The organism is Streptomyces sp. 6-11-2 (genome assembly GCF_006540305.1).
Classification (GTDB): Bacteria; Actinomycetota; Actinomycetes; order Streptomycetales; family Streptomycetaceae; genus Streptomyces.
Map to the genome: position 1 here is coordinate 259,487 of NZ_BJOR01000001.1, position 20,321 is coordinate 279,807.

Annotated in this window: 17 protein-coding genes and 4 pseudogenes; 12 read left to right on the plus strand and 9 right to left on the minus strand. The window is 67.4% G+C overall.

The window, feature by feature from the left end:
* The first annotated feature begins 255 nt into the window (after positions 1 to 255).
* Together TNCT6_RS01280 and TNCT6_RS01285 are read left to right on the plus strand one after the other, a co-directional pair.
* Positions 256 to 2,361 (plus strand): FAD-dependent monooxygenase, encoded by a 2,106-nt coding sequence (locus TNCT6_RS01280; protein ID WP_308789454.1) that lies wholly within the window; start codon positions 256 to 258, stop codon positions 2,359 to 2,361.
* A gap of 148 nt (positions 2,362 to 2,509) precedes the next feature.
* Positions 2,510 to 2,902 (plus strand): hypothetical protein, encoded by a 393-nt coding sequence (locus tag TNCT6_RS01285; protein WP_141355731.1) that lies wholly within the window; start codon positions 2,510 to 2,512, stop codon positions 2,900 to 2,902.
* Positions 2,903 to 2,994: 92 nt separating this feature from the next.
* Here TNCT6_RS01285 and TNCT6_RS40420 read toward each other — a convergent pair.
* Positions 2,995 to 3,129: pseudogene (locus tag TNCT6_RS40420) on the minus strand (IS5/IS1182 family transposase); the annotation flags it as partial.
* A 270-nt stretch (positions 3,130 to 3,399) separates the two neighbouring features.
* Here TNCT6_RS40420 and TNCT6_RS01295 point away from each other — a divergent pair.
* Both TNCT6_RS01295 and TNCT6_RS01300 read left to right on the plus strand, forming a co-directional pair.
* Positions 3,400 to 4,113 (plus strand): SDR family NAD(P)-dependent oxidoreductase, encoded by a 714-nt coding sequence (locus tag TNCT6_RS01295; protein WP_141355733.1) that lies wholly within the window; start codon positions 3,400 to 3,402, stop codon positions 4,111 to 4,113.
* Between the two features lie 56 nt (positions 4,114 to 4,169).
* On the plus strand, positions 4,170 to 4,541 hold the full coding sequence (locus tag TNCT6_RS01300; RefSeq protein ID WP_141355735.1) for a hypothetical protein: 372 nt from the start codon (positions 4,170 to 4,172) through the stop codon (positions 4,539 to 4,541).
* Positions 4,542 to 4,580: 39 nt separating this feature from the next.
* Here TNCT6_RS01300 and TNCT6_RS41860 read toward each other — a convergent pair.
* Positions 4,581 to 4,992: pseudogene (locus TNCT6_RS41860) on the minus strand (IS5/IS1182 family transposase); the annotation flags it as partial.
* Between the two features lie 401 nt (positions 4,993 to 5,393).
* Positions 5,394 to 6,449 (minus strand): alpha/beta fold hydrolase, encoded by a 1,056-nt coding sequence (locus TNCT6_RS01310; RefSeq protein ID WP_141355737.1) that lies wholly within the window; start codon positions 6,447 to 6,449, stop codon positions 5,394 to 5,396.
* 365 nt (positions 6,450 to 6,814) lie between these two features.
* On the opposite strand from TNCT6_RS01310, the gene TNCT6_RS01315 reads away from it, so the two are divergent.
* The 5 genes and pseudogenes from TNCT6_RS01315 to TNCT6_RS01345 all read left to right on the plus strand — a co-directional run bounded on the left by TNCT6_RS01315 (position 6,815) and on the right by TNCT6_RS01345 (position 11,984).
* Positions 6,815 to 7,210: a hypothetical protein gene (locus tag TNCT6_RS01315; protein ID WP_141355739.1), complete on the plus strand. Its 396-nt coding sequence runs from the start codon at positions 6,815 to 6,817 to the stop codon at positions 7,208 to 7,210.
* A 394-nt stretch (positions 7,211 to 7,604) separates the two neighbouring features.
* Positions 7,605 to 7,976 (plus strand): annotated as a pseudogene (locus tag TNCT6_RS01325) (zinc-binding dehydrogenase); the annotation flags it as partial.
* Positions 7,977 to 8,610: 634 nt separating this feature from the next.
* Positions 8,611 to 10,068, plus strand: coding sequence for an NAD(P)/FAD-dependent oxidoreductase (locus TNCT6_RS01330; RefSeq protein ID WP_141355743.1), 1,458 nt, complete (start codon positions 8,611 to 8,613; stop codon positions 10,066 to 10,068).
* A 519-nt stretch (positions 10,069 to 10,587) separates the two neighbouring features.
* Positions 10,588 to 10,752: a muconolactone Delta-isomerase family protein gene (locus TNCT6_RS01340; protein ID WP_253265985.1), complete on the plus strand. Its 165-nt coding sequence runs from the start codon at positions 10,588 to 10,590 to the stop codon at positions 10,750 to 10,752.
* 341 nt (positions 10,753 to 11,093) lie between these two features.
* Positions 11,094 to 11,984: an NAD(P)H-binding protein gene (locus TNCT6_RS01345; RefSeq protein ID WP_141355747.1), complete on the plus strand. Its 891-nt coding sequence runs from the start codon at positions 11,094 to 11,096 to the stop codon at positions 11,982 to 11,984.
* A gap of 766 nt (positions 11,985 to 12,750) precedes the next feature.
* On the opposite strand, the gene TNCT6_RS01355 is transcribed toward TNCT6_RS01345, so the two are convergent.
* The 6 genes from TNCT6_RS01355 to TNCT6_RS01380 all read right to left on the minus strand — a co-directional run bounded on the left by TNCT6_RS01355 (position 12,751) and on the right by TNCT6_RS01380 (position 17,542).
* Complete coding sequence (locus TNCT6_RS01355; RefSeq protein WP_093896585.1) at positions 12,751 to 12,960, minus strand: DUF6243 family protein; 210 nt, start codon at positions 12,958 to 12,960, stop codon at positions 12,751 to 12,753.
* 222 nt (positions 12,961 to 13,182) lie between these two features.
* Positions 13,183 to 13,491, minus strand: a complete 309-nt coding sequence (locus TNCT6_RS01360) for a hypothetical protein (protein WP_216372760.1) — start codon at positions 13,489 to 13,491, stop codon at positions 13,183 to 13,185.
* 120 nt (positions 13,492 to 13,611) lie between these two features.
* The gene (locus TNCT6_RS01365) at positions 13,612 to 14,136 is read right to left on the minus strand and encodes a hypothetical protein (protein WP_141355749.1); all 525 of its coding nucleotides are present in this window, start codon (positions 14,134 to 14,136) and stop codon (positions 13,612 to 13,614) included.
* A gap of 763 nt (positions 14,137 to 14,899) precedes the next feature.
* Complete coding sequence (locus TNCT6_RS01370) at positions 14,900 to 15,241, minus strand: hypothetical protein (RefSeq protein WP_141355751.1); 342 nt, start codon at positions 15,239 to 15,241, stop codon at positions 14,900 to 14,902.
* Positions 15,242 to 15,274: 33 nt separating this feature from the next.
* The gene (locus tag TNCT6_RS01375; protein WP_141355753.1) at positions 15,275 to 16,039 is read right to left on the minus strand and encodes a transposase family protein; all 765 of its coding nucleotides are present in this window, start codon (positions 16,037 to 16,039) and stop codon (positions 15,275 to 15,277) included.
* Between the two features lie 108 nt (positions 16,040 to 16,147).
* Positions 16,148 to 17,542 (minus strand): integrase, encoded by a 1,395-nt coding sequence (locus TNCT6_RS01380; RefSeq protein WP_253265986.1) that lies wholly within the window; start codon positions 17,540 to 17,542, stop codon positions 16,148 to 16,150.
* Between the two features lie 379 nt (positions 17,543 to 17,921).
* Between TNCT6_RS01380 and TNCT6_RS01385 the strand changes: the two genes are divergently transcribed.
* The 3 genes and pseudogenes from TNCT6_RS01385 to TNCT6_RS01395 form a co-directional block, all read left to right on the plus strand.
* On the plus strand, positions 17,922 to 19,172 hold the full coding sequence (locus TNCT6_RS01385) for an IS256 family transposase (protein WP_141355757.1): 1,251 nt from the start codon (positions 17,922 to 17,924) through the stop codon (positions 19,170 to 19,172).
* On the plus strand, positions 19,169 to 19,636 hold the full coding sequence (locus TNCT6_RS01390) for a hypothetical protein (RefSeq protein WP_141355759.1): 468 nt from the start codon (positions 19,169 to 19,171) through the stop codon (positions 19,634 to 19,636). Before TNCT6_RS01385 ends, TNCT6_RS01390 begins: the two co-directional genes overlap by 4 nt.
* Positions 19,637 to 19,673: 37 nt before the next feature.
* Positions 19,674 to 20,095: pseudogene (locus TNCT6_RS01395) on the plus strand (integrase core domain-containing protein); the annotation flags it as partial.
* Positions 20,096 to 20,321 lie beyond the last annotated feature (226 nt).

Here is a 20,321-nt window from a genome sequence, read left to right on the forward strand (position 1 = left end):
GCAATCGTGAGTTCCACTGCCCTGGTTCGTGGGATGGGGTCGTTCTTCAAGGAGTGCGGGCATCCGCGGCCGCGGTGGTCGAAGTGTCCTCACCTGTACAGGATCCGGTATCGGCCGGCGGCCGGGAAGCAGGTGAAGGAGTCCGGGTTCGCGACCCAGGACAAGGCCATTGCGCGTTTGACGGAGGTCTACAACGCGAAGAAGGCGGTGCCGCGGGGCTAGGCGAAGGCGGACCGGATCGCAAGGTACGGGGCGGTGCGGTTCGAGGAGTACGCCGCGGAGTGGAAGGCCGGGCAGCGGGACCTGGGGCCGGCGTCGTTGGTGCACCTGGAATCCCTGCTGGCCATCAACCGGCTGCCCCTGCTGGGCGGCCGGCGGATGAACACCTTCGACCACAAGGTCGTCGAGGACTTCATCCAGACTATGGAACGCAACGGAGTCGGACTGGCCGCCCAGTCCAACGCCGTCGACAACCTCAAGGCGATCCTGCTGGACGCCCACCGCTTGGGCCTGTTCGACGACAACCCCGCCACCGGGCTCAAGCCACCCCCGTACGACCCCAAGCGGGTGGTGATCCCCTCGCCCGAGCAACTGCGCCACATAGGCACCGCTGGCGACGACAGCTCGCCACTGGTCGCCGATCTGATGAGCGGCTGCGGCATGCGCAACGGCGAGGCGTTCGCAGTCAACGTCAACAACATCGTGGCCGACGACGTCTACCGCATCAGCCGTGATCCACATCGCCTCGATCGACAACCTCGCCAAGCGCATAACGATTGGCGGCCCACCCGCGGCTGTGCCGTCGATCCGGATCTCGTCATGCCGCGCCCTCAAGCAGGGCTGACACTCGGAAATATGAACACGACGGATATGTCACCAAGTGACTCTTCGAACCCGCACGGGGCACCGGACGCCGACGTTCTGGTGATCGGGGCCGGTCCGACCGGCCTCCTGCTCGCGGGTGACCTCGCCAAGTCCGGGGTCAAGGTCGCACTGCTGGAGCGACGCGATCACGAATCCGACCTGAGCCGCGCCTTCAGCCTCCATGCGCGAACCCTGGAGCAGCTCGACGCCCGAGGCTTGGCCGACGGACTCCTCCATATCGGCACACCGACCCGGGCGCTGCACCCGTTCGGCCGTCTCAGTATCGACTTCTCCAGGCTGCGAACGCGCTTCCCCTTCATCCTCACCATTCCTCAGTGGCAGGTCGAGCGGGCCCTGCTGCGCCGGACGGAGGAAGCGGGAGCCACCATCCTCCGTGGGACTCTGGTGACCGGGCTACGTCAGGACCGGGACGGCGTTGACGTGGACGTGCGCCGTCCGGACGGCACCATGGCCGCGCTTCGGGCCCGTTACGTCGTCGGCACGGACGGGGCGGGCAGCACCGTCCGGCAGAGCCTGGGTATGCCGTTCCCCGGCAAGTCGGCCATTCGCTCCGTGATGTTGGCTGATGTGCTGCTCGACCGCGCCCCTGACGACATCTTCAAATTCAGCTCGAATGAAGAAGGTTTCACGTTCTTCGCGCCGTTCGGGGACGGCTGGTACCGGATCGTCGCCTGGGACCGGCGCGAACAGGTGCCTGACGATGCGCCGATCACTTTGGAGGACGTCCGGGACATCACCGAGCGTACGATCGGCAGCGACCTCGGGATGCACGACCCGCGGTGGCTTTCCCGCTTCCACAGCGACGAGCGGCAGGTACCCCACTACCGACAGGGACGAGTGTTCCTCGCGGGCGACGCCGCACACGTCCACTCGCCCGCCGGCGGCATGGGCATGAACACCGGGATCCAGGACGCTGCCAACCTAGGCTGGAAACTGGCGGCCGTCCTGCGCGGCTGGGCTGGTGACGCACTGCTGGACAGTTACCACGCGGAACGTCACCCGGTGGGCCGCACGGTCCTGCGCGTCAGTCACGCACTCCTCACGGCCGTCACCACCGGGTCACCTCTGATCCGCGCATTGCGGGCCGCACTGGCTACCGCCGTGCACCAGTCGGTCGTGGTGGAGGCGCGCGCATCACGCGGCATTTCCGGCATCGGGATCACCTACCGGGCACCCCGCGGCTCTCATCCGCTCGTCGGACGCCGGGTACCAGACCTCCGCCTGGCGGAGGAACCGGCCCGGCTCTATGAGGCGCTGCGGGAGGGCAAGTTCGTGTTGGTGGGCCGCGATGTCGCTGCGGTTGCCACGCCGTGGGCGGGGCGAGTGGTGACGGTCTCCCCGGCGGCCGGCCTGCGCCCGACCCTCCTCGTCCGGCCCGACGGCTATGCCGCGTGGGCGGCCGAGGACCCCGACCCGGACGAGGTGCGCGATGCCCTGACGCGGTGGCTGGGCTCGGTGGACCGCCAGGGAGCGTGAACGGGCTTCCCGCTCTCGTGGGCATTGCGCCGCAGGAAACCTCCTCCCTGGCGCTGCCAGGTGGTACGGACTCACGTCGACGAGGAATGCGAACGACGACCACACCATCGGGACAGGTCGCCCGCACAACAGGTGAGGAGTGACCGGCATGAACCAGCGTGCCGCGAAGATCGGAGCGGTCTTCTTCGTGATCTGGGGAATCGTGCACATCAACGCGGCCCACGACCTGCTCAAGCTCGGCCAGTCCCTCCACCCGGGCATGGTGCAGGCCCGCATCTTCCAGGACGCATGGAACATCCTGATGGGCGCCATCATCGTGATCATCATCGCTGTGACCATGAACTGGAGGAACTCCAGAACCGGCTTCTGGATCAACCTGACCCTGGTGTCCCTACTGGACATCCCGTTCATCCTGTTCGTCCTCGTGCCCGGGTATGCCCCGCTGTGGCCGGGACTCCAAGGCCCGATCGCCTGGGCGATCGCCGCATCCTGCGCCGCCGTGGGACTCGCCTCACACAGCAACGAACCCAGCGCGAAATAGCGCCGTCGCACAGTGGCCAGTTGCTCCCAACGCCACGCGGGCCCTGAGCATTTGCATCGGGATCGCGACTGGGATGCATTTGAAAGCGCCAGTCACAGCCATTCGTTGATACTGGCAATTACGACCGTGGCCTCGTAGCGGACGGCGAGCTTGTCATAGCGAGTCGCGACGGCGCGGTGTCTCTTGAGGCGGTTGATCCCGTACTCGACAGAATGGCGTTCGCGGTAGTCGACCTTGGGGGTCGACCGCCGGGGCTGCCACGCTTCTTGCGGTTGCAGATCTGGTCGGCCGGTGCTGACTGCGTTGATCAGGTCCTGTAAATCTGCTGGTGGGGGCGTGCTGAACCAGGTTTTCCACCAGCGTTGCAGCGTGATGGCAGGGTGAGCCGGCTGCGGACAGTACGTAGCCTGGAGCCAGCGGGCCGGATGGGACGGTCGGGTCTGGCCCCCGCCGACCCAGCACGTGCCACCTGGAGGAAAGCAAGCGATGATCCGATTATGAACACGCTGCAGAGGGTCGCGATCATCACCGGCGCCTCCCAAGGCATCGGCGCTGCGCTTGTCACGGCGTACCGCGAGCTCGGCTACGCAGTCGTCGCGACGTCCCGCTCCATCGGTAAGTCCAGCGATCCCGGTGTGCTGACCGTCCAGGGCGACGTGGCCGTGCCGGGCACCGGAGCCCGTATCGTCGACGCGGCTCTCGCACGGTTCGGCCGAATCGACACCCTGGTCAACAACGCCGGAGTCTTCGTCGCCAAACCGTTCACCGCCTATACCGACGCGGACTACGACTTCGTTGCCGGCGTGAACCTGCGCGGCTTCTTCGAAGTCTCCCGCAGCGCCGTCGCAGCGATGCTCTCCCGGGACGGCGGCGGCCACGTGGTGAACATCTCCACCAGCCTGGTGGAGCACGCCAGCTCGCAGTCGCCCTCAGCGCTCGCGTCGCTGACCAAAGGCGGCATCGACGCGGTCACCAGGGCGCTGGCGATCGAGTACGCGGCCCACGGCATCCGGGTCAACACCGTCGCGCTCGGCGTCATCAGCACCCCGATGCACCCGCCCGAGACGCACGAGGCTCTTGCCAAGCTCCACCCGCTTGGCCGGATGGGTGAGATCGACGATGTCGTCCAGGCCATCGTCTACCTCGAGGACGCCGCGTTCGTCACCGGGGAGATCCTGCACGTGGACGGCGGTCAGAGCGCCGGGCACTGAACATAGGGCTGTGGCCAGCAGCTGTGAGCCCGATTCCATCTGATCGGAGAACCTCGATGGGCGGTACGACAGACAGCGAAGCGATCCTGCGCGGCGTCCTCGATCAGTGGAAGGCGGCCGTCGACGCACACGAACCGCGACTGGTCGCTTCGCACTTCACCGAGGACGCGATCTTCCAGGGACTGCGCCCTTACAGCGTCGGACGCCAGGGGGTCGTCGACTACTACGAGTCTCAACCGCCCGGGATGACCGCCGCTTATCGGATTCTCGAGACCAGACAGCCCGCGGACAACCTCGTACTCGGCTACCTGAGCGTTGACTTCTCATTCACCGACCGCCCAACCCTGGGGGTCAAACTCGGCGTATTGGTCAAACGCACAGAGGATGGCTGGTACATCAACCACTACCAGGTCTCCCGCCTCGACTAAAAGAGCACTTTGTTCCGGCACGGTTGTTTGGTTCGGGGTTCAGGTGTCTCGCCAGTTCGGAGTGGATTCGCGGGTGAGCCTGCGGCTCATGAGGTCGATCATCGCGACGTGCATCATGGCTTCGCAGCGGTGGGGTGGGTTTCGTAGTCGCGGGCCAGGCGGCGGTGATGCATGAGCCATCCGAAGGTCCGCTCGACGCCCCAGAGCTACGGGATCACCTTCAACCCCTTGAGGTCGGGGCCCCGTTGGGCCACTTCGAGGTCGATGCCGAGGCGGGCGCTGTGGCCGATGACTTCGGTGTGGTAGCCGGTGTCGGTCCACGCATTGGTCACGCGAGGAGGGCGGTGACGATCTGTGAGAACAGTTGGATGCCGCCGGCGTTGTCGGAGGCGCCGGCCGCACTCGCCCAGCCGGCCGGCAGGAGGCCGAGGGTGTCGACTTCGATGAGCCGAACCTGGTCGCCGACGCCGAACTGCTGCCAGATGGTCCGTCTCGCCGAGCGTGCCGAGCTCCGGCCTGGCCGCCTCGGTCCGGATCGAGGGCGCGGACAGGAGCGACGGCGGACACCCCGGTGGCCACGGTGATGTCGCTGCTGGGAGCGATATGCGCAGGAGCGGACAGTATCGACGTTCCCCCCGCCGGCCGGCATGTACGCCTGCTCAACCTGCTGCTGGCGGGCTTCAATGCACTCCTGGGGGGAGATGACCACCGGTGTGGGCCTGGTAACAGGCACCAGGCTGCCGGCGGATCGGGATTCCGCCCAGCGGGGCGCACCGCGGGTTGAGCGCCGCGTGTCAGCCCTCGAGTGCGGTCCGCACCAGATCGCCGACACCTGTCAGAGGGGTAACGCCATCAGAATCCATCGGCTTCGACGACAGCCTCTGCGAAGGCCTGCGGAGCCTCCTGCGGGACGTTGTGTCCTACCTTGAGGGTCTGGTGCGCGTATTTACCGGCGAATTTCTTGCGATAGGCCGATCCATTTCCCGGGGGTGTGAACGGATCGTGTGCTCCGTCAATGGTGATCGCCGGCACCTTGATAACCGGGGCCGCAGCAAGACGTTTTTCGATGGCCTCGTACCGGGGCTCACCCTTGGCCAAGCCAAGCCGCCAGCGATAATTGTCGATCACGATGCTGACGTAATCGGGGTTGTTGAAAGCCGCTGCCGTGCGGTCGAAGGTCGCCTCATCGAAGTTCCATGTCGGAGAGTTGAATTTCCACACCAGCTTGGCCAAATCGTGTCGGTACTCCTTAAGACCCAGCACGCCTCTCTCCGTGGCGAAGTAATACTGGTACCACCATGCCCATTCACTCTTCGGTGGCGTCGGCAGCTTGTTGGCTTCGACATTGACGATCAAATAGCCGGTGACAGAGATCAGCGCCTTGCAGCGCTCCGGCCAAAGAGCCGCGATGATGTCGGCCGTCCGTGCCCCCCAGTCGTAGCCGGCGAGGATGGCCCTATCAATTTTGAGAGCGTCCATCAGGGCGATGATGTCTAGAGCGAACGCCGATTGTTGGGCGTTTCTGGATGTTTTGCTTGAAAGGAATCGCGTTGTGCCATGGCCGCGCAGATAAGGGACGACCACCCTGTATCCCTTCGCTGCGAGCAAGGGCGTGACCGCAACATAGCTGTGGATGTCGTAGGGCCAACCGTGTAGCAGTATGACCGGCCGTCCGTTCGCAGGTCCGGCTTCGACGTATCCCACGTCCAGGCCCCCGGCATTGATCTGCTTCACTGGACCAAAGGATGCGTCAGCCCCAGGATTGGCTGCGGGAGAAACCACGGGTTTTCCCATTTCGGACTGCGCTTGTGCTTCACCAGTCGTGCCGAGTTGGGCCGTCACAGCAGCTGCGGCAGTGGTGCCAAGGAAGTGGCGACGGGTGTGTGTGATTCCCTCGGGTATTTCCATCGGTGAATCTCCTCGTTCGAGGCGGCACTGGCAGGTCGGTGAATGGTGTGACGCAGCGAAAGGGTCGGGAATCGCATTCGCTCGACGTCCGAGCCCGGGGACGATGCGTCTCCGCGGACCTCTGCCCCGGCGCCTCCTCGCTGTCACCCAACACCTGTCAAAGTGACGGCGCAACAGTGGCGAGCCATACGATGCTCCGCCAGAGTGATTCAGCGCTCCGATACATCTTCCGCAGGGTGGCCACGCCGATCGGCATGACTTGATTGCATTCGGCCGATGTCAGTACTGACCAGCCATCTCGGCCCGCTGGATGACCTCATCGAACACAGCAGCCGCCCCGCTCGACTTTGCGGCGAATCGCGATCATGAACCGTTATCGACTCATCACGCAGGGTGCAGTCGGGGTATTCGGTTACGAATCGCACCTCGGCGCCGACTCGCCGTGTCGGATCACGCAAGGCGTTGACCTGCATGATCACGATTTGCGGCAAAGTCGAGTGGCATGGGAGGCAGCGGCGGTCCAGGATTGGCGGCAACTGGACGTCCCCGTCGGCGTCACCGGGGGTCCAGGCTCAGAGCAAGAAGGGGTTGCCGTCACAGTGATCAACACGGACGAGCCAGCCAAGCGGAACGCCCGGTTCGCCGACGGCGGATCATTCGCCAACCGCGGTCAACGGCCGCTGCGAACCGTGACCACCGACGATCCCGTCGCCGACCTGGGCATCAAGGATTTCCACGCATCACGAGTCGTCCGATCTTGATCCGCAGTGTCCTTAAAGCTGATTCGCTGCCTTGGCGATCTACGCTGTCACCGTTGCCCATGACGTTCGACGGCACGGCGTCCTGGGGGAAGCCTCGAAGCGTTCCCAGGTCCCCGGATCGCTCCGGCCGCCTGCAGAGGGGACAATGCCGATGGATGCCGACATCCGGGCCAGGGCCGCACTCGAGGAACACTGGCTGGCGTCGGAACGTGGGGACACCGATCACCGGCGGCGGGGCTCTGTGGGTGAGCGAGTGCGTCATCACCTACGACGGGGTGCCCACCTACTCGGTGAGCATCATGGAATTCGCCCACGGACAAGTGGTGCACGAGACGCAGTACTTCGCTGACGCCTTCGGTGCGCCTGAATGGCGGACAGCACTCGCGGAGCCGATGCCGGGCAGAAATATACCGCTGTCGGACTGGGTGTGAATGCCTTCGTGGATCTGCAGGCCGATCGGCTGGAGGGCGTCGGGGAGGTCGATCTGGTCCTCGACGTGATCGGCGACGAGGTCCAGGAGCTCTCGGCCCCACTGGTGCGGGCCGGGGGCACGCTGGTCACCATCGCTTCGCCGCCCGAGGTCCGTCCGCGGGACGGCCGGGCCGTCTTCTTCGTCGCCGAGCCCGACCGTGCCCGGCTCGCGGACCTGGTCCAGCGGCTCAGGGACGGACGGCTCAAGCCGATCGTCGGCGAGGTCAGGGCGCTGGCCGAGGCACCCGCCGCGTTCACCCCCGGCCGCCACGCCCGCGGCAAGACCATCATCCGGTCATGGACGGCGGATAACCGGCGGCAGGGCGCGCGGACGCCTGGCCCCCCGGTCCGCCTTCACGGCCCAAAGTCCGCGCCGCACTTGCGCCGCTATGCCCGGTTCGTCATTCCCGTGCCATAGTCGCAGCTTTGGAAGCTGGCGGGGTGGTTCTCACCGGCTCCTGTCGGGGTGTGGCGGGCGGCCGGCCTGCACGAGCAGGGCACGTACGGTGTCGGGGCACCCTCCGCATCAGTGGTGGCTCGGGGGCGTCGGGCGATCCGCCCGAGGTCCGTGCCGGGTTCGGTGCAGTGGCGCAGGCTGGTCTCCTTGCTGACGCCGTTGCACTGACCTACCACGGCGGTCTCGGGTGCGGCTTCAGCCGTCGGGCGGTCGGCGAGGTCGAGGAAGAGCGGGGTGCGGCGATCGGAAGGGACGGGTTCTTGGCGGTCGAAGAGCCGGATGACCCGGCCTGCGGCGCGGTTGTCGCCGAGCAGGATGGCGCCTGCCAGCCGATCCTCTGCGTGGGCCATCAGGGGGACGGATGGCCGCTGTTGGTGATTCCTACGGCCAAGGTAGGACGGCTGTGTGCGCACCGCGCGGTTACATGAGCTGGGACGTGGCCCCGCCCGCCCCTACCAGACGCGAGGGAGCAATGAGCGAAGCACGCGAGAACCAGGAACGCGGCACCTACGACGTGGTCGTGCTGGGCGCGGGCCCGGTGGGCGCGAACGTCGCCGACCGCGCCCGCACCGCCGGCCTCACCGTGGCCGTCGTGGAACGTGAACTGGTCGGCGGCGAATGCGCCTACTGGGCCTGCGTCCCCAGCAAAGCGCTGCTGCGGCCGGTCATCGCCCTCGCCGACGCCCACCGGGTGGACGGCGCCCGGCAGGCCGTCACCGATCGGCCCGACACCGGCCGGGTCTTCGCCCGCCGCAACCACTACGTCAATGACTGGGACGACACCGGACAGGCCGAGTGGGTGAAGTCCATCGGCGCCGACCTGTACCGCGGCCACGGCCGCCTCGACGGCCCCCGCCGCGCCACGGTCACCAGGGACGACGGAGCGCGCCTGACCCTCACCGCCCGGCACGCGGTGGCCATCGCCACCGGCAGCCGACCGGCCCTGCCCGACATCCCCGGCATCGCCGAGTCCCGGCCCTGGACGAACCGGCACGGCACCGACTCCAGCACCGTGCCCGCCCGGCTCGCGATCGTCGGAGGCGGGGGAGTCGGCGTGGAGATGGCCACCCTCTGGCAGGGCCTGGGCTCCCAGGTCACCCTGCTCGCCCGCCACCGCCTGATCCCCCGCATGGAACCCTTCGCGGGCGAGCTCATCGCGCGCAGCCTCACCGAGGCGGGTGCGGACGTGCGGATCGGCACCCAGGTCACCGCCGTGCGCCGCCCAGACCCCACCGGGCCCGTCACCCTCACCCTCGACGACGGCAGCGAACTGCAGGCCGACGAGGTCATGTTCGCCACCGGCCGCACCCCCGCCACCGACGACATCGGCCTGGACACCGTCGGCCTCACCCCCGGCACATGGCTGAAGGTGGACACCACCTGCCTGGTCCGTGACGTCGACGGCACATGGCTGTACGCCCTCGGCGACGTCAACCACCAGGCCCTGCTCACCCACCAGGGCAAGTACCAGGCACGAACCGCCGGCGACGCCATCGGCGCCCGCGCCGCAGGCCGCCCCCTCGACGACGGCCCGTGGGGAGACCACGCCACCACCGCCGACCAGCACGCCGTGCCCCAAGTCTTCTTCACCGACCCCGAGGCGGCCGCCGTGGGCCTGACCGCCGAACAGGCGGCCCAGGCCGGCCACCGCATCCACACCGTCGACCTCGACTTCAACGCCGCCCTGGGCGCCAACCTCTACGCCGACAACTACCGAGGCCACGCGCGGATGGTGGTCGACCTCGACCGGGAAGTCCTGCTCGGGGTGACCTTCGTCGGCCCCGGAGTCAGCGAACTGCTGCACTCGGCGACCGTCGCGGTCGCTGGCGAGGTCCCGCTCAAGCGACTCAGGCACGCCATCGCCTGCTTCCCGACCGTCGGCGAGATCTGGCTCTTCCTCCTCGCCGCCTACCACCGCGACCGCACCTGAGCACTCTCTGTGCGACTCCTACTCGACCGCCGCGTTCGCCTGTGAAACACGCGGTCGTCCGACGGTCCACCTGCGGTCGTTGCAAACGACTGGGCATCTGAGAAGGCGTTAAGTCCCATCTCTACGGCAAGGGCGCCCGCGCATCGGGCCCGCGCGAGCGGATGGTGCCGCTGATCAACGGCGCAGACCGGACACTGCGGTGGTTGATCGAGGACGTGTGGGGTCAGTTCGACGACGATCACACTCACCCTGGTGCCCCGCTGTTTCCCTCTGAGCGCAAGAACGCCGACGGCTCGGCCCGCCTCGCGGCCCACCCCACGGTTCCCGCCGAACCCACGGATACGCCCAGTTGATGCACACGGACCGACCCGCGAGTTCCCGCTGAACAGGCTTCGGTTTCCCTGAACCTACGGGCCTCTTGGGGGTTGAGGAACATCCATGTCAGATCGTGCGCTAAGCCCTCGTCGGCCCTGGTGGGGCCTTGGAGGAGAGACGCGCGGTGAGCAGCGTGGCACAGCCGTGCCGGGCGTCGTGCAGGCGAACGACACGGTCGGCGTGTGGCGCGCCGACGACGAGGCGGCGTTGCGTGAGAAAGTGCTCGGAAGCCTACCGATGCGGCCTTGGGCGACCGCGGTGATCACCGCCATGCAGTCACACCCCAACGATCCAGGCCAGACCGGCTGAGCCTTCCGGTGCGGCGTCGCTCCACAGGGCGGAGCCGGCCCCCGCCGACCCCGGCGGCGGGCCGCGCCGGTGACGAGGCACCCCGCCCGCCCCTGGCCGTTACAAGGAAGAACACACATCATGACGGGTCCGGCGGTGACCATCACACCGACTGCTGGCGGAAAGCCGCGGCACGGCAGTGGCCACCTCCCGGGTCCTGGCGACACACGGCATCCGTGTGGCGGTGACACCACCGCGCCGCTGTACAACCAGAGGACGCGGTCGAGGCCGGCGTGCTCCGCCAGACGTGATCGAGAGCAGGAGCACCGCTGTCGACAGCGGCCCGGACAGCAAGGAGTTCCATGTCTGAGAAGAACCACGCCACAGTGGCGGTCACCGGGGTGACCGGGGCACTCGGCAGCCGGATCGCCGCCCGGCTCGCCGGCCAGCGCGTCCCCCAACTCCTCGTCGGACGGGACCCGGGCCGCCTGCCCGAGCTGCCGGGCGCCGAGCGGCGCGGTCCGGCCGCCTACGGCGACGCCTCGGCCATGCGCACGGCGCTCGAAGGCGCGTCGACCCTCATCCTGGTCTCCGGACACCGCACAGGACACCGGTTGGAGGAGCACGCCACCGCGGTCGAAGCCGCCATGGCGGTGGGGGTGAACCGGGTCCTGTACGTGTCCCTCGTCGGCGCGGCGCCGACCGCCACGTACCTCAACGCCCGCGACCAATGGCTGACCGAGCGGTTCCTGGCCGGGGCCGGGATCCGCCACACCGTGCTCCGCGCGGGCTTCTACACCTCGACGCCCGCGGCCCTCGCCGACGAGGAATTCGTCGTGAGCGGTCCCGCGACCACCGGCCGGGCCGCCTTCGTCACCCACGAGGACATCGCCGCCGTGATCGCGGCCGTCGCCCTCGACGAGGGTCCCCACTCCCAGCACGACGGAGCGATCCTCGAGATCACCGGGCCGCAGGCCCTCACTCTCGACGAAGCGGTCACCCGGATCGCCGCGGCCACCGGCCGGCCCTACCGCTACGAACCCGAGACGCTGGAGGAAGCCTTCTCGCGACGTTGGCGACGGGGTATGAGCGGGGAACAGATCGAGACCTGGATCTCGTGGTACCAGGCGATCGAGCGGGGCGAGATCTCCATGGTCACCGACGTCGTTCCCCGGCTCACCGGCTCACCGGCGACCCCGATCTCGGACGCGGCCTGGTGGCCCGCGCCGAAAACCGCACGCGGTGTCCGCTGAGCTCCGCGTTTCACCTCGCTAGTGTTGTGATCACATAGATTCGCCGGGTTGGTGGTTGTGGCGGTTGGATGTGCGGTGACGTCTGATCCGAGCTGCAAGCACCAGCCATGGGCGGCCTCGAACGCGACCGGAGTACCCATCGGCAGGTACCCGATCACACCCAGGACCGGCCCGACCCCGTTGGGCACGCTCCGATTGATCCGGACTGTGCCGTCCTGGTCGAGGACCGCGATCTGTGACCGCTTGCGGTGCACATCGATACCGACGTAGACAGACATTGAGGGCCTCCTTCCCGAGCCCGTCGATACCCGGACGATAGGCATCGCCCGGCTGAGCACGGAAGGGGGCCCGGCCCTCATAGGGTCAGGTCAGCGACATGGTGAAGTTCATACAATGAGCCCGATTTCGACCATCTGCCCACCGGGCCTGCCGCCGGAGGCACTCGAACCTCTCTCGACGGCTTACTGCACCCGGCTCCGACTCGAAGAGGCCCGCTGGCGCGCGTCGACGCTGGCCAACTCAGCGAGGCGGTGTCGCCCGGGCCGGGCACGGGAAACGCGCTGGTGGTGACGCTGCTGGTGCAGCTCGGGGTGGTGGCGGTGACGGGGCTGCTGAATCTGCGGCTGCCCCGGTTGGTCGGCTGAGACGCGAGTGCTCGGCCGAGAGCTGAGCGGGGCAGGCCGCGCCCGGTACGGCAGCAGGGCCCGGACCACGTGTCGCGGTCCGGGCCCTGCCCCGTGCGGTGCCGCCCTGCGGTGGCGGTGCGTCAGCTCTGTGCGGTGTTGTCGCCCGTCTGCCCGGCGCCCTCGGCTGTGCCTGCCTTCTCGCGCATCTTGCGCACCAGCTCCGCCTTCTGGTCGGCGGCACCCTGGCGGTCGAGGTTGCGGTGCGGACCGTTGTTCTGCCGTTCGGCGCGGGACAGCTTCTTGCGCTGGCCGCCGCCCATGCCCACGGGGTTGTTGATGTTCTTGCTCACGGGTTCTCCCGGAATGTTGTGAAGTGATCTACGGATTCATCAGTGGGGGACGGGCACGGCGACGTCGAAGGACGTCAGCAGGGGCCCATCACGCTCTCACTCGTAAATCGGCGTCTGGAAGAACATGAGCAAGACGTTACCTGGTCCCGACGGCTCCGCATACCAAGTTTTTCGCCGTCCCGGCGTCGGCCGGGCCTTCGGTGAGCGCCCAGGGGCCAGCCGTTACTTCCAAAGCCAGCGGGGGCTCGTCAGCTCGACGTCGATGCGGGTATCGGCCGCCTCAGCGGCTTCGCCGCCCCACTTCAGGGTCTCGTCCAGCGCGCCGAGGTGGATGGGGAGCGGGCGGAAGACCTCCTGACGCATGTCGTCGCGGACCGTGACGCCGGTGGCCGGGGACTGATCGCGCCACCAGTCCTGCACGACGTCGCGAACGGAGGCGGCAAGCGGCCCGCTGCTCAGCGCTCGCCGTACGGCGTCCGCCACGTCTCGCCGAACCACGCTGGCGACGTCGGGTCCAGGTTCGGCAGCCATACGGCGTAGGAGCGATCCAGGCCCGAGTCGGGTGTCGTCAAGGACCTTCGGGTACAGCTCGCGCAGCGCGTCCGGTACGGGTGTGCAGTCCGGCCCGAGCAGGGGGCGGATGCGTTCTGCTCAGGCAAGAAACGCCTCGGTGTCACCGGTGGTGAGGAGGTCGGTGCCGAGGTCGCCGCGGGCGAGCATGCGGGCGTGCTGCCCTTCCGTCGGCTGGCCGAGGCCATCGAGTTGGGCGCGCAGGAGGAAGACGAGCAGGTCCCGTTCCGGTGCGGGGAAATCGTCGACGGCACCGTTGACGGGGGCGGCGAGGATGTCGAGGACAGCCTCGGCGGTCGCCCCCTTCACCTCCGGCTTCCCGGGGGTTCCGGGCAAACGCTCGGTCCACCAGTGCACACGGGCCCGAGCGTCCCGCAGCCTGATCGTGGCGGTGAAGCTCTTCAGGTGGTCCGGCCCCGAGATGTCGTACGTGTAATCGTGGTCGATCCCGTATGTGGTGGCCATGGTGGCGAGGATGGTCACCGGGTCGTGCTGGTGTTCCAGGCCGGAGAGCCAGTCGTCGAGGACGGCGGGCCGGCGCCTGAGCAGCCGAGGCCCGTGGACGCGCCAGGCCGCGGCGACAACCGCCTGGGTGGCGTCCGACACCGCTGTGCGGCTCTGTCCGCTCTCACCGCGGCTCGTCAGCAGCCCTTCGGCGAGCTGGAGGGTCGCACCGAGCCGGGCGGTGTCGTCGTCAGAGGTGGTGAGGATGCGTGCCTCGTCCTCGTCGGGGGTGAGGCCGTGCGCGAGGGTCTGCGGACCAACTCGACTCTGCAGCAGACGATTCCACCCTTTGCCGCAGGTCAGAGGCGGCGGTGAGCGTGTACCACCAGCAGACGGAGAACCTCCTGGTGTCGTACTCCCCGAAGAAGCTCGGCTTCTTCTAGACACCGAAAAAGGGCGCCTGACCAGGGCAGATGCCCGGCAGGCGCCCCTCTCGGCGCACATCTAAGCAGCGAGTCGAAACACGCCCTTACTCCCGATATCTCCCACCCCTATCCCAGCTCTGACCAGCAGTTCCGGGGCATTTCCCGGCCAAGGAGCCCCTTCCAACCTGGCTGTGAGGTCGAGGGGTTGCGGTGAGGGGACGCCGAAGCCCCAAGTAGATGGGGTGTCGGCTAACAGCAACCTTCTCCGCCGAGCCCCCGAGTCATTGCCCACCCATCCGGGCTACATCTGTCCACTTCAGCACCGCGGCTGCTGCGGCGGGAGCTGACCGCTCGGCCACGACAGATCGGCACCTGGCGGCGGCTGACCTTCAGGCGTCAGGCGCTGACGACCTTGTCCCACCTGCGCTGCAAGCACGCCTTCGCCGAGCTCGCAGCCAGATTCCGCAGGGGCCTGCCCCCAGCCGTAGCGCCGCGCGAAGTCAAAAACCAAGCTGCGGAGGAACGTCTGATCGCACGAGGCGGACTCGCGCGGCTGGTATGCGGCCGGGCAGGTAGACGAATCCGTTGCCGTTGTCGAGGAGCAATCCCTCATCGATGCCGTCCACGGACCAGAGATCAACCGGCCCACCGGTGTTGTTGATCTGAAGGAGGAACTCTGCTTCCTCCTCGCCTCGACAGACGAAGATCCCCTCCACCTCAGGGCGGCGACTGCCGGCGATTCCCGGTGCGGCGCCCATCCGGGTCCAATCCAGGCCGTGCTGCGCGATCGACTGCCGATTGAGCACGGACGAAACGTGGAGGAGGTTCGACGTATCAAACACGCCAGGAGTATAGGAGGCAGTGAGGCTTCCTTCTCAGGTTGAGGCGGTCAGCTCCAGGGTGATGACGGCCTTGACGAGGTCGGTGATGCGGGTGGTGCTGCAGCGGAGCTTCCGCAGCAGGCGCCAGGACTTGAGGGTGGCCATGGCCTGTTCGCCGAGTGCGCGGATCTTCGCGTGGGCGCGGTTGACGGCCTTCTTCCCGACGGAGAGCTTGCTCCAGCGGCCGCGGAAGGGGACGCGGACGGCAGGGCCGGAGCCCTGGTACGCCTTGTCAGCCCAGCACCGGATGTCGGCGTTGTTGAGGGTGTCGAGCAGACCGTGGGAGCGGGCTGCCCTGATGTCGTGGACCGCGCCTGCCAGGGCCGGCGAAACCCAGATGAGCTTCCCGAACGGGTCGGTGAGGACTTGGACATTCATGCCGTGTTTGCGGTGCTTGCCGGAGTAGAAGGGACGGTCCGCCGCGATGCGGTCGATGGGCAGCAGGGTTCCGTCCAGGATCACGAATGCCTTGCCTGCGGCAACCGCCATGGCCTGCTGGAGGGTAGGGGCGAGGACGGCCAGGACGTCCACGGCCTCGGTGACGTAGCGGTGGGCGGTGGCCAGACCGACGCCGAACCCGACCGCGAGCTGGGCGAAGGTGTGACCGCAGCGCAGGTGGGCCAGGGCCATCAACGCCTGTCGTCCGCACGTGAGTCGACGCCAGCGGGTACCGATCCGTCGCCGCCGAGCGGTCAGCTCCCGCCGCAGCAGCCGCAGTGCGGAAGTGGACAGGTCCAGTCCGGAGGGGTAGGCAAGCACGCGAAGCTCCTGGCAGCGAAGGTTGATCTTGGTCGACAACCCATCTACCAGGAGCTTCGTCGTTCCGCCACGCCAACCCCAGCGACTCCCAGTCATGTTGGAAAAGGCTCAAGGTCTCACTAAGTCGCTCTCCGCATCGTCATCGTCCGTGGCCTCCTCCCCTCGCCGCATGGAGTCTTCGATCAGAGTGTTGGCGTGGTTCCGCGCTTCAGCCAGGAACTTGGCGTAGTAGCGGAAGAGGACCTGGATGCTCTGCCCAGCCCGGCGTGCACACTCCGCCGGGTCGACGCCGGAGGCCAACCAGAACGAGATGCCGGCGTGGCGCAGGTCGTATGGACGCTTCGCCAGGTCAAGAGCGTGCTCGTCAAGCGAAAGAACAGCCTCACGCGCTCGCCCCCAGGTGATGCCGTACGCCGAGGCGTCGATGTAGTTCCCCTCTGCGTTTCGGAACAGGCGTCCGTCGGGTGCAACACCGAAGCTTCGTATGTGTTCGCGCAGCATACGAACGAGCACTGGAGGAATCGGCACCGGGCGTGTTGCCTTGGCTGCCCGCCGTTTCAGGGAGTGGATCTCGTGGACGGCGCCGTCATCCGTCCACTCTTTACCGGCAGTTACGACGCTGCCCTTCAGGTTCAGAAGGCCCCAGCCACTCGTCGGCAGACGACACTGGGATTTCTGTAGATGGATCACCTCGGCTGGGCGCATGGCGGCGTAGTACATGCAGCCAAAGAAGGCGTAAAGGTGAGGGCCACGGCCGGGTAGGACTCTTACTGCGGCAAGCAATCGGGCGACCTGAGCCGGGTTCGGCACGCAGTCGGGATCGACTTCATCGGCGACTTCCGGAGCCGTCCAGCGGAGACCGCTCAGCGGGTTCTGCGCGAAGTATCCGCGTTCAACGGCTACACCAAACACCTCGTTGACCGCAGCCTTCTTTCGCTTCACGGTCTTCGCGGCAGCGGCCGTTCCATCGACCTTGCGACAGAGTGCGTCGAGGCCACGCCGCAGCACATCCGGATCATCCAACTCACCTACAGGCAGCGAGTGACGCTGCAGCCAATCCAATGCTGCTTGCCACTCTTCTGACGCATCGACCTTCCAGGCGTGCTTGTTGAAGGCCCAGGAGTAGAGCGCTCGCCGCAGCACGCGGGGCGCCCGGTAGCTGGCCCCTGGTTCAACGAAGGCTGGCGTGATGGTCGCCAGGGCATCTGCCAACGTGCGTCGTGTGTTCCCTGGTGTTCGGTCCCACCGTTGCTCGATGTACTCCCGGGCCAGGACGTACCAACTGGTCCGCTGCTTCAGGGCCCGAAGTTCGGAGGCCGGCAGACCCGTCCGGACATCGAAGGGTTCGCCGTCCCGAGCGGCGGTCATGAGCTTGGCGCGACGGCTTTCCGCCAGCCCCTCGGCGGAGCACGCGCCGACGGCTGGACCGCACGCGACATCGACACCGCCCTGTACTGGACCGGCGCCAACCCCCACCCGCCAGTAACCGCCGACCCCGACCACGCAGCAAGCCACTGACCAGCACAAACCCGCACCAGCCCTTTAGGTGCCAGACACCATCGCCAACGCCACACCACCGTTATCAACGAACCCCGAAGAACCACAGGTCAAAGGCCCGTTATCACCGACCCCAGCGTCCCGGAAACACCCACTCCTTTATCAGAAAACCTCCAACATCCCAGCTCAAGCCATCCCTGCCACACCAACTACGAACCCGGAATCACAGCTCACCCCACCCGGGAGTGGGCGGTGCAACAGGAGCAATGCTCAGGACTTGTGGATCGGTTCCGGGAAGGCATGCGGAGGGCGTACCTTCCCGAATGATCCTGTGATGGTCACCGAGTAGGCCCGCGTTCGCAGCGCGGGTCGGGAAGGCACGCCCGTGCTCAGCGTAGTCACCGACGACGGCTCCACCCAGTCCGGCTCCCTGATCGATGAGATTGTGCGTGAAGGCGCACGCCGGATGCTGGCCGCCGCGCTGGAGGCGGAAGTCAACCAGTACATAGCCGAGTTGGCGGCCGAGACCGACGAGGCGGGTCGTCGTCTGGTGGTCCGCAACGGCCACCATCGGCCCCGCACCGTGGTCACCGCGGCCGGTCCCGTCGAGGTCAGGGCCCCGCGGGTGAACGACCGGCGCGTCGACGAGGCGACCGGTGAGCGCAAGCGGTTCTCCTCGAAGATCTTGCCGCCGTGGTGCCGCAAGTCGCCGAAGGTGTCCGAGGTGCTGCCGCTGCTCTATCTGCACGGTCTGTCGTCGGGGGACTTCGTGCCCGCGTTGGAGCAGTTCCTCGGCGGCGCGGCCGGCCTGTCGCCGGCGACCGTGACCCGGCTGACCAGGCAGTGGAGCGACGACCACGCCGCCTTCCAGCAGCGTGACCTGTCGCAGACCGATTACGTCTACGTGTGGGCTGACGGGGTGCACCCCAAGGTCCGGCTCGGCCAGGCGCACTCGTGCGTGCTGGTCCTGCTCGGGGTCCGCCTGGACGGCACCAAAGAGCTGGTCGCGCTGGCCGAGGGGCTGCGGGAGTCCACCGAATCGTGGGCGGACCTGCTGCGCGACTGCCGCCGCCGGGGCATGCGTGACCCCGAGCTGGTGGTCGGCGACGGCGCGATGGGCTTGTGGAACGCCCTGGCCGAGGTCTTTCCCGCCGCCCGGCACCAGCGGTGCTGGGTTCACAAGGCCCGGAATGTATCGAACGCCCTGCCGAAGTCCGCGCAGCCGGGTGCGACCAAGGCGATGCGGGAGATCTACAACGCCGAGGACCGCGCCCACGCCGAGAAGGCGATCGAGGCGTTCGCGAAGACCTACGGCGCCAAGTGGCCCAAGGCCGTCGCGAAGATCACCGACGACCGGGATGAGCTGCTGGCGTTCTACGACTTCCCCGCCGAGCACTGGGTCCATCTGAGGACCACGAATCCGATCGAGTCGACGTTCTCCACGGTCAAGCTGCGGACCAAGGTCACCCGAGGGGCCGGCAGCCCGGCCGCGGCGCTGGCGATGGTGTTCAAGCTGGTGGAGTCCGCCCAGGTCCGCTGGCGCTCGATCACAGGCGCCCACCTGGTCCCTCTCGTCCGGGCGGGTGCCACGTTTGAGAACGGCGCGCTGGTCGAGCGACAGGACCAGGCCGCATGAACCACGACACGCCGCAGGAGGAGCCGGCCGAGCACCTTCGCTTCTGGGACTACCTGAGCGAGCTTGAGCAGGTCACGGAGGCCGACGAGGTCGACCTGGTCGGCGAAGTCCTCACCGACGCGGACCAGACGATGGCCCAGTCCGCCGTCCTGCGGCACCTGGACCGCCGGGCTGCTGACCTCCACTGCGGACACGCCTATGAATCTTGGGCCGAGAAGATGACCCAGGCCACTACGCACTATCCGTTCCTGACCCGACGCCTGCGCGAATGGTCCCTCTTCCGAGCCATCACACTGCGGCAACCGTGGCGTCCGGACGCCCTGCTCGACTCATCCGACTGGCTCCAACTCAAAACAGCCGAAGCGTCGAACGCCGCCGCCCTCGAGATCCTCGCCGACCGCGGCCGCACCAAGCGGATCCGCAACACCGCCCGGGCCAACCTGAAGCAGCAAAGGAGACGCTGACCGCAGTCAACTCATCCACAAGTCTTGACTATTGCTCGTGCAACAGGCCCGGAACCTTGCCGCCGACCTCGGCTTGCGCATGGAGTCCCTGCGCTTCCTGCTACGTGACCGCGACGGCAAGTACGGGCAGTGCTTCGACGCCGTCTTCGAGGCCGAGGAGATGCAGATCCTCAAGAGTGCACCGCAGGCCCCTCGGATGAACGCCCACTGCGAGCGGGTGATCGGCACAATCCGGCGCGAGGTCCTCGACCATGTCCTCATCGTGAACGAGGCTCACGCCCGGCAGGTCCTGGCCACCTACCAGTGGCACTACAACGAGCACCGCCCCATCGGGCCCGCAACCAACTACCTCCGGGCGCCGACCAGCAGCCCATCGCCATACACGAGCTCGAAGGCCGCCGACTCCTGCGGACCCGCGTCCTCGGCAGCGTCATCAACGAGTACCGCTATACGGCTTGACCTGCAGCGACGACTTTCCGAGCCCCACAGGGCATTCGCCTGGGTGGACGACGAGGTGACGCGGCGGGACCTGGAACTGGGTCCGCGGCCACCACAGCGGGCCCGCGTATCCGCGCTGGATCCACCCGGGCATCGGACTGACGGGGGAGGACTTCGAGGCGCTCGCCGTGCGGGCCCACGGCCGCGACGGCGCCACGCCCGGTGGCAACCGGTAAGGGCTCGGGGG

What these genes read in the sequence shown, in the direction of transcription:
- TNCT6_RS01285 (WP_141355731.1), top strand. Translation starts at nt 2,510, where the DNA reads ATGAACCAGCGTGCCGCGAAGATCGGAGCGGTCTTCTTCGTGATCTGG.
- TNCT6_RS01295 (WP_141355733.1), top strand. Translation starts at nt 3,400, where the DNA reads ATGAACACGCTGCAGAGGGTCGCGATCATCACCGGCGCCTCCCAAGGC.
- TNCT6_RS01300 (WP_141355735.1), top strand. Translation starts at nt 4,170, where the DNA reads ATGGGCGGTACGACAGACAGCGAAGCGATCCTGCGCGGCGTCCTCGAT.
- TNCT6_RS01310 (WP_141355737.1), bottom strand. Translation starts at nt 6,449, where the DNA reads ATGGAAATACCCGAGGGAATCACACACACCCGTCGCCACTTCCTTGGC.
- TNCT6_RS01315 (WP_141355739.1), top strand. Translation starts at nt 6,815, where the DNA reads ATGAACCGTTATCGACTCATCACGCAGGGTGCAGTCGGGGTATTCGGT.
- TNCT6_RS01330 (WP_141355743.1), top strand. Translation starts at nt 8,611, where the DNA reads ATGAGCGAAGCACGCGAGAACCAGGAACGCGGCACCTACGACGTGGTC.
- TNCT6_RS01345 (WP_141355747.1), top strand. Translation starts at nt 11,094, where the DNA reads ATGTCTGAGAAGAACCACGCCACAGTGGCGGTCACCGGGGTGACCGGG.
- TNCT6_RS01360 (WP_216372760.1), bottom strand. Translation starts at nt 13,491, where the DNA reads ATGGCTGCCGAACCTGGACCCGACGTCGCCAGCGTGGTTCGGCGAGAC.
- TNCT6_RS01390 (WP_141355759.1), top strand. Translation starts at nt 19,169, where the DNA reads ATGAACCACGACACGCCGCAGGAGGAGCCGGCCGAGCACCTTCGCTTC.